Genomic DNA, 14,194 nt, shown 5'->3' with positions numbered 1-14,194 from the left:
GGAGAAGGGGCGGGAGAAGGCGAAGGGGCGGGCGAAGGGGCCCACGGCGCGGGGCCCTCAGGCCGTCATCGCGGCGGGTAGGGCTCGCTCGCGGGCGCGTCGTCGGCGACCGACAGGCTCGTCTGGCGCTTGGCCTCGGCCCGCTTGCGCGGCCGACCGCGCTTCTTCTTGGGCGCGAGGGCCCGCCCGTCGAGCTTGATCGCCCCGACGGCGGCGGCGAGCTGCTCGTCGCGCTCGGCGTAGACCGAGGCGTAGGCGTGGGCGCGGCGGACCTGGGCCAGGAGCGCGCTCTGGCCCTCCTCGAGCTCGGCCCGCGCGGCCGAGACGGTCTCGAGCGCGGCCTGGAGGCTCGCGCGGCGTCGCTCGACCTCGGCGACGGAGGCTCGCAGCGTGTCGCGGTCGACATCGGGGAAGCGGACATCCTCGAGCGGCCCCTCGAACAGGGCGAGGACAGCGCGGACAGGCTCGGGCAAATTGGACGCGTTGGAGGCTTGGCTACTCATCTGGGCACCTGTGCTTGTGTTCAGTCTTTCTGCCAGTACCCACGGATGGTGTCAAGCGGCCGTGTGGCCCAATTTCGGGCCACCCGCGAACGGGGTTCGGGCCCCGAGCGAAGCGAGCGCTCGGCTCAGACGCCGCAGTCCACGTTGCGCTCTTGGAGGCGCACGGCCGCGGCGTCGTCGACGACGACCGCCTCGGCGAGCAGCCAGCGGAACATCGCGTTTGCGAGCGCCCGCTCGCTGCGATCGTTCCACAGCCAGACGGCGAGGGAGCAGACCGGTCCGTGGACGGTGCCAAACGCGAGGCGTCGGAGCCCGAGGCCGCCGAGCGACGCCGCCTCGGCGTACTGCTCGCGCAGGGCCAGGAACGCGGCCCACTCGTCGAGGGCCGGGAGCTCGCGCTTGCTGTCGACCCGAGACTCGAGCGCGCCCGTGGCGATCTCGAGCCCGTCGAGGAGCTCGCCGCGGAGCTGTCGGGCTGCCCGGCCGAGGAGCTCGCTGTCTTCGCTGAGCTGCCCGAGCTCGAGCCCCGCGCCGCGGACGAGCCCGAGCAGATCCTCGCGGACGAGCTCGGACAGCTGATCCGGGCGCTGGAGACTGGCGTGAGCCCCGAGCGCCGCGCCGCGCTCGGCCAGGCGCTGGTCGAGGCTGGGGTCTGCGAGCGCGGCGTCCCACGCCCGCGCGAGCCGGCTGATCTCGTCGCGGCGCAGGTCCGATGGCGCGAGGCCCAGGGCCTGGGCGTGGAGCGAGAGCGCGACGAGCAGCGGCGGTCCCTCGGCGACCACGGGATCGCGGACCCGTCGGGCTTCACCGCTGGCCTCGCGGGCGGTCGCGGGCGTGGCCAGGGCGCGCAGCAGGAGCTCGCGCGTGGCCAGGCGGTGCGGCGCGGCGAACCACTGCCAGCGCAGGACCAGGTCGCTCGGGACTGGCGCGACCCTGCTCAGGCGGGCCGCGACCGAGCCGAGGAATTTGGTCGTGCGGGTCTCGAGCGGCGCGGTCCGGGCGAGGAACTCGACCTCGCGCCAGGCGCCTCGCTCGATCGCCTCGGCGCACAGCCACTCCGAGGCCAAGGCGATCGCCCGGCGCGGACGGGTCGGCTCGGCCAGCTCGGCGGCCGAGCTCAGGAGGCGGCGCGTCTGGGTTCGGTCCTGGCGTGCCTCGGCCAGGAGCCCCGCCGCGATGATCCCGGCGCCGCCGAGCTTCCACCGCACCGCACCCCTGGGCGCCGCGGCCATCCGCCGGTCGATCCAGGTGATCAGCTCGCTCGACAGCTCGACGCCTCGCTGGGCCCGGCGCGTCGCCGCCCAGCTCGCCGCGATCAGGGCGCCGCCGCGGACGTCCCGGCGCCAGACCCAAAAGCTCAGCCGCGTGACCGCCCACGCGAGCCGCACCTGCCCGCGCGGGATCAGCAGCGAGCGCGCGATCGGCCAGGGGAAGAGCACGATCGTGGTCGTGGCGAGCACGACCAGGGCGAGGGCCACGTCGGCGAGGTCACCGCTGCGCAGCGCGTCGATGAGCAGGCCGAGCTCGACCAGCCAGACCGGGCCGAGGATCATCCAGATCAACGCGGCGACGACCGCCCCCGAGGCGATCGGGGCCTCGGGCTTGTGGCGGGCGCTGCCGGTCGCGGCGGACAGCGCCGCGATCAGCCCCGCCAACATCAGGGGGCTGACGGCCTGCGCGCTCGGCCCTCGCGCGCGGGGGCTCATCGCCGCCGCCAATCGCCGAACCCGAGCGCGGCCAGAGCAGGGAAGGGCCGCAGCTCACTCGGAGGGCCGGCCTCGTCCGTGGGCGCGTCTGGGCCCGAGTCCGGGCTCGCGTCTGGGCCCGCGTCAGGATCGAGGCTCGCCCAGAGCTCGTGGAGCAGCCGGCGGTTGGGGTCGCGCAGCTCGGCCATCGCCGCGCGCACGAGCTGCGGCGAGCGGGGGTGCTCGCCGAGCGGGCTGCGGTAGCGAAGCGCGGCCGACAGCTCGAGCTCGAGCATCCCGATCAGCTTTTGACCCTGGCGCTCGACCTCGGCCCGGGTGCAGTCCGGGCGCAGGCCCAACACGTAGAAGGGATTGGTCGCGAGGCGCTCGCGCGCGGCCTCGCTGTGCTCGCTGCGGGCGCCGCTGCTGCCGAGCCCGGCGCCCCCCTCGTGGCCAGCTTCGTTCGGGCCTCGTCGCGCCCCGGCCATCGCTCAGCGCACTCCCGAGTCGAAGCTCTGCTGCCGGGTCTTGACGTCGGCAGGCAGCAGCCGCCAGAGGCGCTCGGTCACCCGCCGCAGGGCCTGGTTGTCGTTGCGCGTGGCCGCCTGACGACCCTCGCGGACCAGGCTCTGGGCGAGGGGCAGATCGGTGGCCGAGTCGGCCTTGGACGCGGCGTCCTCGAACAGGAATTCCCAGGTTGAAGGATCGCGGTACCAGGCGGTCTCGCCGAGCTGCCGGACGAGGCGCAGCTGGCGTTGGAGCTCGCGCGGATCTCGCTCGGTCGCGGCTCGGTCGATCGCCTCGCTGACCTCTTCGAACAGCTTCTGCTCGCGCGGGGTGCCGTACTGGCTGATGCAGGCCGAGGCCCAGGTCAAGGTTCGGACCTTGCGCTCCTCGAGCTCGGGCCAGCGCTTGGTCTGCTCGACCTGCTCGAGGTCGGCGTCGAGCTCGAGCAGGCTGCGCCGGGCCCGTTGGCCGGCGTCTTCGTTGCCGCCGCGGGTCGCCTCGAGGTCGCGCTCGACCTCGCTGAGGCCCTGCTCGACCCGATCGAGGGTCCCGAGGATCTGCGGGGTGCCGTTGCGGAAGGCGTCGCCGCGCAGCGAGACCAGGCGCTCGCGCATGGCCTCGACGGTGGCCTGCATGACCTCGGGATCGGCGGCCGGGACCAGCAGATGGGCGACCTCTTGAAAGATCTGATCGAGGCTCGGGACCAGGGCGCGGGCCGAGAGCCGGCCGCCGCGATCGAGCTCGAGGGTCAGCTCGACCTCGGACCCGGCCGGGAGGCTGGCCGCGATCTCGCCGCTGGGGATCTCGAGGCTGCCGACGAGCCGGCACAGGTGGGCGCGATCGAACTCGCCCTGGACGATCGGGATCTTGAGCACGCTGCCCGCGCTGCCCTTGGCGACCGACTCGACCGTGTTGTGGGTGAAGGTTCGCTTGGCGGGCAGCGGCGTGCCGCGCTCGAAGTAGGTCCGGACCGCGTCGTTGGCCAGGGCCACGCCGATCGTCCGCGACAGCGGCGGGTCGCTGATCGTCACGCCCTGGACGATCGTGATCGTCGGCGGGTCGACGGGCACCGGGTTGCCCTCACCATCGCTGGCGACGACCTTGAACACGTTGGACTTGCGCGGGAGCAGATCGACGCCGATCACGAAGCCGCCCTCGCCGTCGACGGTGACCGACTCGCTCGTCCACAGCCCGTCGCCGCGGTGGAGCGCGAGGCGGTCGGGCCTGGGTCCGGGGCCGTCGACGACGCGGCCGACCACGTGCGGACACAGATCCGAGGACACCGCCGGGTACTGCAGCCACAGCCGACGGCCGCGGTGTTTTGACCCCGCCGCCTCGGCCGGGCGCGCGTCGAGCCCGGCGGTCGCGGCGTAGATCGCCGCGCCCTGGGCGACGAGGGTCATGGGGTCGTGGCCATCGGCGATCGGGGCCCCGAGCATCGTGCCCACGCGATCGCGCAAGAAGGGCATCATGGTCGGCCCACCGACGAACACGATCCGGCCGAGCTCGCCGGGCTCGACCCGGTTTTGCCGGAGCAGGCGACGGCAGACCTCGACCGAGCGCTCGACCAGGGCCGTGCACAGGGTCTCGACCGTGTCGCGGTCGAGCTCGAGCTCGACCTCGACGAGCTCGCCGTCGAGCTCGAGCTCCGTGGCCGGGACCAGGACCGCGGTCCCGCTGCGCGAGAGCTCGATCTTGACCTCTTCGGCGGCCTGCTTGAGGAGCCGGACGACCTCGGCGTGGGCCGGGTTGGCCCGACTGATCACGACACCGTCGCTGGCCTCGATCTGGGCGATGGCCCAGTCGACGATCGCCCAGTCGAAGTCGCGCCCGCCGAGAAAATTGTCGCCGTCGTGGCCGACGACCCGCAAGAAGCCCTCGGCGGTCTCGAGCAGCGAGGCGTCGAAGGTCCCGCCGCCGAGGTCGTAGACCAACCACGCGCCTTCGTCGTCGTCGGCCGACCACCCGGCCGCGAGCGCCGAGGCGATCGGCTCTTGCAGGAGCTCGACCTTCTCGAAGCCCGCGAGCTCGGCCGCCTCGGAGGTCGCCGCGCTCTGGGGCAGCTCGAACAGCGCGGGGACCGAGATGACCGCGCGCGTGGGCGCGACGCCGAACTGATCCTCGACGTCCTTGCGCATCGACGCCAGGATCAGCGCCGCGAGCTCGGCTGGACGCTTGTTGAGCTTTGCGGCTGGAAATTCCAGGGCCTTGCCCGTGCCCATCAGCCGCTTGAACTCGTGGTGGGTGTTGGCCGAGTCGCGGTCGAGGAAGCGCCGGGCTTTGGCCCCGACGCTGACCCGCTCGCGGGCGTCGATCCGCACGACCGAGGGCGTCAGCGTGCTGCCGTGGCTGTTGCGGACCACCACCGTCTGGTCACCGTCAAACACGGCAGCCGCGGAGTTGGTGGTCCCGAGGTCGAAGCCTACGTAGAGGGGCTTGTCCGACATGGGAGTGCGATTCTGCCCGCTGCGGAGGGCAGCGGCGACAAACCGTAGCACGCGACGGGTCGGGCGCCTGTGGCCTGAGCGCGTGGTCTGAAATTCCAGTACGAGTGGAATTTGGCACCACGTCGTGCCTTCGAAAAATTCAGCTGAACTAGAACCAAGAGCTGCTGCGATCCAAAGTACGGCGTTTGTTCGAAGGGACAGGCGTGATCAGCGAGTGACCAAGGCGGGCACGAGCAGAGTGTCTCAGAGTGCCTCTTTCGGGTCATTGGGGCCAGGTGAGGGAGGAACTCGAATTGCTCGAGATCGTTCAATGTCCAGGATCCTACATGGTGTGATATCTCATGAGACTACCGACACTGGTCCTTAGATCGTTCGCAGAGCCCGCGGATCCCGTGTTTCGAGCCCCTCATGTCCATCGCCACTGGAATTTCTGTGCTCCAATAATTTCAATATTTATGTTGCTCAGGTCGGGCCCAGCCGATAGAACCACCAAGCCGACAACGCGCGCTCGTGCGACACGGATGTCGTCGGCGCGGGACCAAAGACCCCTTGCCACGGAAGGCAGCGACAAGCCCGAGCCCACCCAGCTCGGGCTTGTCGTTTGGTTGGCCGAGAGTTGGCCGAGATCAACCTGTTCGAGCGCTTGGAGGGCGGCACGAGCGGAGCCCGACGAGACCTGCACGCGCTCGCGCGCCCACCCGCGCTTTGCTATGTAGCCGCCCGTGTCCGGCCAGCCCACGCCCACCGCGTTCACCCGCCACACGGGGGCAAAGGTGCCGCTGATCTGCGGGGCCATGTATCCGTGCTCCAACCCCGAGCTGATCGCCGCGGTCTCGGCCGCGGGCGGGCTCGGTGTCGTCCAGCCCCTCTCGATGATCTACGTGTACAAGCGCGACCTCCGGGCCGGCCTGCGCGAGATCAAGCGCGTGACCGACGGCCCGATCGGCTTCAACGCGATCGTCGAGAAGTCGTCGAAGGTCTACGAAGACCGGATGCGCAAGTGGGTCGACGTCGCGCTCGACGAGGGCGTGCGCTTCTTCGTGACCGCGCTCGGCAACCCGCGCTGGGTCGTCGACGCCGTCCACGCCGTCGGCGGCGTCGTCTACCACGACGTGACCGAGCGAAAGTGGGCCCAAAAAGCGCTCGACGGCGGCGTCGACGGGCTGATCTGCGTCAACCGTCGAGCCGGCGGCCACGCGGGCAACCAGGATCCGCGGGCGCTCTACGAGTCGCTCGCCGATCTCGGCGTGCCGCTGGTCTGCGCCGGGGGCATCGGCGACGAGCGACGCTTCGTCGAGGCCCTCGACATCGGCTATGCCGCCGTGCAGCTGGGCACCCGCTTCATCGCAAGCGACGAGTGCCTGGCCCACAACGACTACAAGCGGGCGATCGTCGGGGCCAAGGCCGACGACATCGTGCTCAGCGAGCGCATCTCCGGGGTCCCGGTCGCCGTGATCGAGACCGAGTACGTCCGCGCGATCGGGACCAAGGCCGGCCCCGTCGCCCGCCGCCTGCTCAAGCACCCCAAGGCCAAGCACTGGATGCGAGCCTTCTACTCGCTGCGCTCGCTGTGGCAGCTCAAGAACGCCTCGCTCGAGGGCACCAGCTACAAGAACTACTTCCAGGCCGGCCGCAGCGTCGACGGCATCGACGCCGTCGAGCCAGCCGGGACGATCGTCGCGCGCTACGCCGCGGCCCTCGTCGAAGCCCAGACCCAGCCCGCGAGCCCGGCCAAGGCCGGCCCAGCGGAGTGAGGGGGCCTTTCAAAAAGGCCCCTCGCTGCGGCGGCGAAGCCCCCTCCGCTCCCCCCAAACGCTCGCCTTGCGGCGAGTACTGGTCTTCAAGGGGCCTTTCAAAAAGGCCCCTCGCTGCGGCGGCGAAGCCCCCTCCGCTCCCCCAAACGCTCGCCTTGCGGCGAGTACTGGTCTTCAAGGGGCCTTTCAAAAAGGCCCCTCGCTGCGGCGGCGAAGCCCCCTCCGCTCACCCCAAACGCTCGTCTTGCGGCGAGTACTGGTCTTCAAGGGGCCTTTCAAAAAGGCCCCTCGCTGCGGCGGCGAAGCCCCCTCCGCTCACCCCAAACGCTCGCCTTGCGGCTCGTACTGGTCTTCAAGGGGCCTTTCAAAAAGGCCCCTCGCTGCGGCGGCGAAGCCCCCTCCGCTCACCCCAAACGCTCGCCTTGCGGCTCGTACTAGTCTTCAAGGGGCCTTTCAAAAAGGCCCCTCGCTGCGGCGGCGAAGCCCCCTCCGCTCACCCCAAACGCTCGCCTTGCGGCTCGTACTAGCCCAAAATCATTCAGCTTTTTCAATTCAGCGCTCGATTTAGGGCGAGGGGCTCAAGGAGCCGGCGGCGCGCCCTTGGTGAACGCGGGGACCTGCATCAGCTGGCCCAGCAAGCGGCCGAGCTGGGGGCACTCTGCGAGCAAGCCCTTGCTCTCGGGGAACATGCCGCACACGGCGACGAGGGGGCCGACGAAGTAGTCGGCCAGGGTCGGGGTGTCGCCGACGAGCCACTTGCGCTCGCCGATCAGGCGCTCGAGGACCTCGAGCGCCTGCTTGACCTGGGGTACCGCCGCTTCGATCACCGCGCGATCGGGCTGACCTTCGGGCCCGCGGGGGAAGACGTACTGCAGCGCGTAGTCGACCACGGCGGCGGGGTAGAGGTAGCTGTTGGTGATGCTCACGACCTGCTGCACGCGGGCGCGACCCTTGGCGTCGCTCGGCCGCAGGGCCGGGCCCTCGAAGGCCTCGTCGACGTAGGTGCAGATCGCGGTGGTCTCGTAGACCTCGAAGCCGTCGTGCTCGAGCACGGGGACCTTGCCCCAGGGGTGGCGGGCGAGGTGCTCGGCGGTCTTGCTGTCGGCCGGGCCGATCGGCTTGAACTCGTGGTCGACGCCCTTGTGACCGAGGGCCGCGCGCACGGTCCAGACGTAGTTGCTTTGAGGGAAGCCGGTGATGACGGGTTTGCTCATGGCCCGACTGTACCCCGGCTCGGGGCGGGGCTCAGCCGGCTCGCGTCGGCGGGCGGGCAGCTCAGGCGCCTGCGGGACAGAGGTTGGTCCGCGCGCGGTCAACCCGTGGGCGGCCGCCGCCCGGCCCAGGGCTTGGCCTGCTCGAGCTGCCGAGCGAGGCGCAAGAGCAGCTCCTCTTCGCCGAGCCGCCCCGCGAACTGTACGCCGATCGGCAGCCCGGCGTCGTCCCAGTGCAGCGGCAGCGAGATCGCTGGCTGGCCTGTCATGTTGAACAGCTGGGTGTTCGGCGTCGCCGCGAGCGGGTCCTCGGCGAGGTCGTCGAGCAGCGCGAGCATCACCCGCTTGACCGGCATCGTCCGAAACACCCGGGCGGCGTTGCGCTCGAGCGCGGTGTTGGTGATCTCGCCGACCTTCAGCGGCGGCTGGGCCAAGGTCGAGGTGATCAGGACGTCGTAGTCGGCGAAGAATTCGGCGATCTTGACCGAGGCGGTCTGGATCAACTCGAGCTGCTCGATGTACTCGCCCGCGCTGAGCGACTCGCCGATGATCTTGAGCAGCCAGGTCTTGGCCTCGAGCTCGCCCGCTCGGGCCTTGCGCCCGCGCTCGGCCTCGTAGCTGCGGACCGCGGCCGCGGTCCCCGACACGACCATCGTCAGGTAGGCCCGGGTCAGGGCGGCGCGATCGAACTCGGGCATCGCCTCCTCGACCGAGTGGCCGAGCGACGCGCACAGCTTGGCGGCGGCCTCGGCCGCGTGCACGCAGGCGGGATCGGTGTCGCGGCCCAGCAGCGCGCGCGTACACAGGGCGACGCGGAGGCGCTCGGGCGGGCGCTCGAGCGCGGCCGCGAAGGGCTGCTCGGGGGGCGGCAAGTGCTCGCCGATGCCCCGCTTCGGGCCGTGGAGGCAGTCGAGCAAGCCCGCGCTGTCGCGGACGGTGCGGGTCACCACGTGCGCGCCCGCGAGCCCGCCCCACGAGCCCGTCGGGGCCATCAGGGGGACGCGGTGGCGCGTGGGCTTGAGCCCGACGAGGCCGCAGTTGCTGGCCGGGATCCGGATCGAGCCGCCGCCGTCGCTCGCGTGGGCGGCCGGGACCATGCCGGCCGCGACCGCCGCTCCGGACCCGCCGCTGCTGCCGCCAGGCGTGCGCTCGAGATCCCAGGGGTTGCGCGTCGGTCCGTGGAGCTCGGGCTCGGTCACGCCGAGGATCCCGAGCTCGGGGGTGTTGGTCCGGCCGCAGATGATCAGCCCGGCCCGCTTGAAGCGACGCACGAGCTCGTCGTCGTGCGTGGCCCGGCGCTCGGCGAACAGGCGCGAGCCGTTGGTGCTCGGCTGGCCCGCGTCGAAGGCCTTGAGATCTTTGAGCAGGAAGGGCACGCCCCGAAACGCTCCGTCGGGCAGCGCGTCGGGAGCTTGGGCCTCGGCGCGGGCGCGCTCGAAGCTGCGGTGGACGACCGCGTTGAGCGCCGGGTCGCGCGCCTCGATCCGCTCGATCGCGGCGTCGACCAGCTCGGCGGCCGAGGTCTCGCCGCGGCGGACGAGCTCGGCCAACCCGGTCGCGTCGTGTTGGTCATAATCTTCGAAGCCCGACATTCGGCGGTTGTAGCGTCGGCGCGTGTCGCTGGCCAGGGCCGCCTGCTCGGGCCCGCCCCGCGGCCGTCGATCTGTGTATGGTGCTCGCCGTGACCGACGCGCGCAGTCACTACGTGCCCGGGCAAGACCGCAAGCAGAGCTTGCGCGCCGAGCTGCTGGGCCTGCGTCGGTCGATGCCGCGAGCGCAGCTCGAGATCGTCTCAGGCGCGCTCACTCGCGAACTCGCCGAGCATCCGCTGTGGCTCGGGGCCCGCGGGATCGCGGCCTTCGTCGGCGTGCGCGGCGAGGTCGACACCCGCCCGCTGCTCGAGCGCTGCCTCGGCGCGGGCAAGTCGGTGTGGCTGCCCCGCCTGACGGGACCCGGGCGCATGCGCTTTTGGCCCTGCGTCGACCTCGATCGGCTCGAGCGCGGCGCAATGGGGCTGCTCGAGCCCCCGATCCACGGCCCCGGCGAGCTCGCGCCCGGCCCCGAGCGCGGCGTCGATCTCATCTTGGTCCCTGGCCTCGGGTTTGGACGCGACGGCGCCAGGCTGGGCTTTGGCGCCGGGCACTACGATCGCGCCCTCGCGACCCGTCACGGCGATCCGAGCCTGACCATGCCGACGCTGTGTGGCGTGTGCCCGGTCGCCTTCGTCGATCCACCTGGCGGACCGATCCCGATGCTCGGCCATGACCTGGCGATGGACTACCTCGCGACCGACGCGGGCGTCGAGCGCTGCGTCGCGCGACCCGGCGCGTGAGCGCCTCAGCACGCCGAGCTGCACATCTCGCTCGCGCACTCGAGCAGCGGCTCGAGCTCGGCGATCTCCTTGGGCTTGACCCCGCCGCAGTCGTTCTTGCACTCGCCGGAGCTCCCGCCGGCGACCAGACAGTCGGCCAGGCACGCGCAGTCCTCGACCTCGGCGCACGCGAGCGCGAGCTCGCAGCAGTTGGCGCTCATGCAGGTCCCGCACTCGCCCGCAAAATCGTCGAGCGGGGCGCAGGCGTTGCCCTCGCCGATCGGGATGTCGCTGTCTGGATCGGGCCACGGCGCGCCGTCGTCTCCGTCGGTGCCGGTGTCGCCCTCGTCTCCGCCCTCGTTCCCGCCCTCGTCCCCGCTCTCGTCTCCGCTCTCGTCTCCGCTCTCGTCTTCAGCCATGTCCTCGGCGAGCAGCTCGATCAGCGGGTTGGGCTTCATGCAGCCCAGTGGCAAGAGCGTGAGCGCGACGACCGAGATCGTCGCGAGCGTTGCGCTTGAAGTCGAGCGCGCCATCAGAAGCTCACCGTCCAGGTCAGGCCCAGCTCGTGGCCCCGACGATCGCCGACCCGGGCCTCGTCGACGATCAACATCACGCCTCCGATCAGGCCCCCGGCGGCCCCGGCGGAGACCAGCCCAATGCCGGCTGTGCGCGTGTCGTAGACCTTCGGACACGCGGCCGTGTCGCGGGGATCGACGCCCCGCGGGCAGCGGCTGTCGATCGCCAAGAGCACCGCGCCCGCGACGACCGCCGCCGTGCCGACGACGAAGGTCGTCGCTTCGACCCAGCGCGGGGCCACGCGGATCCAGGCCGGGCCGCGCTTGAACCGGCGTCGATCGCCCCTCGACAGGTCGAGCGCGGGGGCCGGCGCCGCCTCGGGGTAGGTCAGGGTCAGGCGCTCGTCGGCCGAATCGAGCGAGATTGAGCTTCGGCGCGGCTCGAGGCCCTCGTTGTGGTCGTCGATCGCCTCAACCCACACGCGGTGGCTACCGAGGGGCAGCGCGAGCTCGCGGGCCGAGCCAGGCCCGTCGACGTCGCCCGCGTGACGCTCGTCGACGAACACGCGGCACGCGACGCTGCACTCGACGCGGAGGCGGGCGAGACCTCGTGCCATCAACACCTCGCGCCGCTCTTCGACGAGCGCGCCGAGGCTCGGACCGAGGCGCTCAGTGGCGACCGGGATGTCACCGAGAGACTCGAGGGTCTGATCGATCGTGCGCGACGCGGCGTAGCGATCACCTTTTGCGAGCTCGGCCCGGGCCAGCGCGAGCTCGGCCATGGTCCGGAGCTCGAGGGTCGCGGGATCTTCGGCCAGCAGCGGAGCGAAGCGATGGAGCTCCAGCAGCGCCGCGCGGAGCTTGTCGCGGCCGCTCTCGGGGTCGGTGTTGATCTCGATCATCGCAAGCTCGACCGCGGTCGTGGCCGCATTATATTCGTCGTCAATGGATCGTGTGTCCGCATTGCCGGATGTAGGTTGAAGTGTGAGCAGTGCGACGAGGGTCAATATGTTACTAATAGCCATATTGTCGTCCTGATGCGCCGACCGTCGCCAGCTAGCATGGAGTGTCGCGTCAACGCCCGCGTAGCTCAGCTTAAAACCCCGCTTTTCCGACCCTGCAGTCAGCTGGAAATATTTTCGCGGTCAGCGTCGGCGACGCCCTGGTACTCAGATCATTGACTGTCAATTGGGCCAAAAATGGTACCCGAAGCGCAGAACTGCCGACATTGCGCGTACATATTTGTCGCTTGACAGGCCGTTGATAGCCATCATTTTATGACCGTACTGTGCAACGAATAGGTCCATACGCGTTGGTGCGCCGAATTGCCTCGGGTGGAATGGCCGAGGTCTGGATGGGGCGGCGTCGAGCCATGGGGGGCGCGACCAAGACGGTGGCGATCAAGCTGCTCGCCTCGCACCTGGCGTGCAACCCGGTCTACCGACGGATGTTCGTCGACGAGGCCCGGCTCACGATGATGTTGAACCACTCCAACATCGTGCAGGTGTTCGACGTCGGCGAGCAGCGCGGGCGCAGCTACCTGGTCATGGAGTGGGTCGACGGCCTGGATCTATCGCGCCTCGGGACGAGCATGCGCGAGAGCGGGGAGGCGTTCGAGATCGAGGTCGTCGCGCACATCATCGGCGAGGTCCTGCGCGGGCTCGTCTACGCCCACGGCCTCAGCGAGGGCGCGCAGACCAACACCGTCGTCCATCGCGACATCTCGCCGCACAACGTGCTGATCTCGGTCAGCGGCGAGGTCAAGATCAGTGACTTCGGCGTCGCGCGCCTCGCCAGCGAGGACACCTCTGGCGTCCATGTCCGCGGCAAGCTGCGCTACATGCCGCCGGAGCAGGTCCGCGGTGAGTCCAAGAGCGCGACCGTCGACCTGTTCGCGGTCGGTGCGATGATGCAGGAGCTGCTCGACGGGGTCCGCTTCCGCGCGGGTCTCGATCGCGACGAGCTGTTCGGCATGGTCATGAGCGGGGACGTCCCCGACCTCGTTCGGACCGACGTCCCCGCCGAGCTCCTGGCGCTGCGCGACGCCCTCCTCGCCAAGGACCCCGACCAGCGGCCGCAGTCTGCGACCGAGGCCCTCGAGCTCCTGCGCGAGTGGCCGGGGTTCGCTCACCTCGGTCACGAGCTCGCGGTCCTGGTTCGCGGGCGATCCGGGGTCGAGGGCCCCCGGACTGGCCTGACGGTCGCGTCGACCGGCGAAGAGGTCGAGGTGAGCGACGAGCCGACCGTGCGCGAGGGCTCGTTTCCGCCGGACTCGTCCGAGCTGGCCACGCGCACCGTTCGCAACCCCGACGACGCGGCGTCCGAGACCACCCCTCGCTCGCTCTTGGGGGCACGGGCCGCCACGCGTCGACGCTGGCGCCGACCGGTGCTCATGGCCACCCTCGCGAGCTTCGGGATCTGCCTGGGGTTCGGCTTCGCGTGGATGCACGGCGAGGCTCAGACTCCCCCGGAGGCGCTCGCCGATGAGGCTCGACCCGAACCCGCCGAGGACCGTGTCGCGCCGAAAGACAGCCGACCGGCGACGGCGCCGACCGAGCCGACGCCAGCGAAGCTCGAGCCGACGCCAGCGAAGCTCGAGCCGACGCCAGCGAAGCTAGAGCCCGCGCCCGAGGCCCAGCCTGCGGTCGCGCCAGGTCCCCGGCGCAAGCGCGCCAGGCCGGCGAAGCCCGAGGTCGAGGACGCGAAGCCGGCCGAGGTCGAGTTCGCGGCCCATGAATTCTTCTTTGTCTGGGTCAAGGTCGCCGGGCAGCAGCGCGCGCTCGAGCCCGTCGCCACGATCCCGCTGTCGCCGGGTCGTCACCGGGTCTGGGTCCGCGAGACCCCGGACCAGGCCTGGGTCCCCGCTGGACGGATCAGGGTCGCCGCCGGCCGGAGCTATCGCGTCTCGCTCGAAAAGCCTGCCGGTCTCGCCCTCGCGCGTTTGGACTAGCGCGAGGGGCGGGGGCTCGATCTGACCCCCACAGGCGTCAGCGACTCTGCCACGCACGGCCGCTGCGCGGCCGGTCGTTCGGTCGCTGGGCTCCCTCTCTCGGTGGGCTGGGGTGAGCTGCGCGATCGTTTGCGTGGCCCCCTAGAAGGGGGTTTTTTTTGACCCCCACAGGCGTCAGCGACTCTGCCACGCACGGCCGCTGCGCGGCCGGTCGTTCGGTCGCTGCGCTCCCTCTCTCGGTGGGCTGGGGTGAGCTGCGCGATCGTTTGCGTGGCCCCCTAGAAGGGGGCTCGATTTGACCCCCACAGGCG

The 14,194-nt window shown here is 70.9% G+C and carries 11 protein-coding genes; 3 read left to right on the top strand and 8 right to left on the bottom strand.

All coding sequences use genetic code 11. The features are described from left to right. Positions 1–65: 65 nt before the first annotated feature. From ENSA5_RS34640 to ENSA5_RS34625, 4 genes are all read right to left on the bottom strand, one after another. Positions 66–503 (bottom strand): hypothetical protein, encoded by a 438-nt coding sequence (locus ENSA5_RS34640; RefSeq protein WP_146156437.1) that lies wholly within the window; start codon positions 501–503, stop codon positions 66–68. 125 nt (positions 504–628) lie between these two features. Then, entirely contained in the window at positions 629–2,209 is a 1,581-nt protein-coding gene (locus ENSA5_RS34635) for a hypothetical protein (protein ID WP_146156436.1), read from the bottom strand. After that, the gene (locus ENSA5_RS34630; RefSeq protein ID WP_106396001.1) at positions 2,206–2,676 is read right to left on the bottom strand and encodes a hypothetical protein; all 471 of its coding nucleotides are present in this window, start codon (positions 2,674–2,676) and stop codon (positions 2,206–2,208) included. The genes ENSA5_RS34635 and ENSA5_RS34630 overlap by 4 nt, the downstream gene beginning before the upstream one ends. A gap of 3 nt (positions 2,677–2,679) precedes the next feature. Further along, positions 2,680–5,142 (bottom strand): Hsp70 family protein, encoded by a 2,463-nt coding sequence (locus ENSA5_RS34625; protein WP_106396000.1) that lies wholly within the window; start codon positions 5,140–5,142, stop codon positions 2,680–2,682. 722 nt (positions 5,143–5,864) lie between these two features. On the opposite strand from ENSA5_RS34625, the gene ENSA5_RS34620 reads away from it, so the two are divergent. Continuing rightward, complete coding sequence (locus ENSA5_RS34620; RefSeq protein WP_258183112.1) at positions 5,865–6,896, top strand: NAD(P)H-dependent flavin oxidoreductase; 1,032 nt, start codon at positions 5,865–5,867, stop codon at positions 6,894–6,896. 578 nt (positions 6,897–7,474) lie between these two features. On the opposite strand, the gene ENSA5_RS34615 is transcribed toward ENSA5_RS34620, so the two are convergent. Next, a complete protein-coding gene (locus tag ENSA5_RS34615; RefSeq protein ID WP_106395999.1) occupies positions 7,475–8,110 on the bottom strand; it encodes a glutathione S-transferase family protein in 636 nt (211 codons plus the stop codon). A gap of 98 nt (positions 8,111–8,208) precedes the next feature. Next, positions 8,209–9,699: an amidase gene (locus tag ENSA5_RS34610; RefSeq protein ID WP_106395998.1), complete on the bottom strand. Its 1,491-nt coding sequence runs from the start codon at positions 9,697–9,699 to the stop codon at positions 8,209–8,211. A gap of 89 nt (positions 9,700–9,788) precedes the next feature. Here ENSA5_RS34610 and ENSA5_RS34605 point away from each other — a divergent pair, with 89 nt between their 5' ends. Continuing rightward, the gene (locus ENSA5_RS34605) at positions 9,789–10,439 is read left to right on the top strand and encodes a 5-formyltetrahydrofolate cyclo-ligase (protein ID WP_181198465.1); all 651 of its coding nucleotides are present in this window, start codon (positions 9,789–9,791) and stop codon (positions 10,437–10,439) included. A 5-nt stretch (positions 10,440–10,444) separates the two neighbouring features. Here the strand turns inward: ENSA5_RS34605 and ENSA5_RS34600 are convergent, their stop codons facing one another. Both ENSA5_RS34600 and ENSA5_RS34595 read right to left on the bottom strand, forming a co-directional pair. Beyond that, complete coding sequence (locus tag ENSA5_RS34600; protein ID WP_106395996.1) at positions 10,445–10,951, bottom strand: hypothetical protein; 507 nt, start codon at positions 10,949–10,951, stop codon at positions 10,445–10,447. Beyond that, a complete protein-coding gene (locus ENSA5_RS34595; RefSeq protein ID WP_106395995.1) occupies positions 10,951–11,835 on the bottom strand; it encodes a hypothetical protein in 885 nt (294 codons plus the stop codon). Before ENSA5_RS34595 ends, ENSA5_RS34600 begins: the two co-directional genes overlap by 1 nt. A 386-nt stretch (positions 11,836–12,221) precedes the next feature. Here ENSA5_RS34595 and ENSA5_RS34590 point away from each other — a divergent pair, with 386 nt between their 5' ends. After that, the gene (locus tag ENSA5_RS34590; protein ID WP_308726589.1) at positions 12,222–13,883 is read left to right on the top strand and encodes a serine/threonine protein kinase; all 1,662 of its coding nucleotides are present in this window, start codon (positions 12,222–12,224) and stop codon (positions 13,881–13,883) included. Positions 13,884–14,194: the final 311 nt, after the last annotated feature.

Source organism: Enhygromyxa salina (assembly GCF_002994615.1).
Lineage (GTDB): Bacteria > Myxococcota_A > Polyangia > Nannocystales > Nannocystaceae > Plesiocystis > Plesiocystis salina_A.
This window is presented reverse-complemented; position numbering and strand designations above follow the sequence as displayed.

What these genes read in the sequence shown, in the direction of transcription:
- ENSA5_RS34640 (WP_146156437.1), bottom strand. Translation starts at nt 503, where the DNA reads ATGAGTAGCCAAGCCTCCAACGCGTCCAATTTGCCCGAGCCTGTCCGC.
- ENSA5_RS34635 (WP_146156436.1), bottom strand. Translation starts at nt 2,209, where the DNA reads ATGAGCCCCCGCGCGCGAGGGCCGAGCGCGCAGGCCGTCAGCCCCCTG.
- ENSA5_RS34630 (WP_106396001.1), bottom strand. Translation starts at nt 2,676, where the DNA reads ATGGCCGGGGCGCGACGAGGCCCGAACGAAGCTGGCCACGAGGGGGGC.
- ENSA5_RS34625 (WP_106396000.1), bottom strand. Translation starts at nt 5,142, where the DNA reads ATGTCGGACAAGCCCCTCTACGTAGGCTTCGACCTCGGGACCACCAAC.
- ENSA5_RS34615 (WP_106395999.1), bottom strand. Translation starts at nt 8,110, where the DNA reads ATGAGCAAACCCGTCATCACCGGCTTCCCTCAAAGCAACTACGTCTGG.
- ENSA5_RS34610 (WP_106395998.1), bottom strand. Translation starts at nt 9,699, where the DNA reads ATGTCGGGCTTCGAAGATTATGACCAACACGACGCGACCGGGTTGGCC.
- ENSA5_RS34600 (WP_106395996.1), bottom strand. Translation starts at nt 10,951, where the DNA reads ATGGCGCGCTCGACTTCAAGCGCAACGCTCGCGACGATCTCGGTCGTC.
- ENSA5_RS34595 (WP_106395995.1), bottom strand. Translation starts at nt 11,835, where the DNA reads ATGATCGAGATCAACACCGACCCCGAGAGCGGCCGCGACAAGCTCCGC.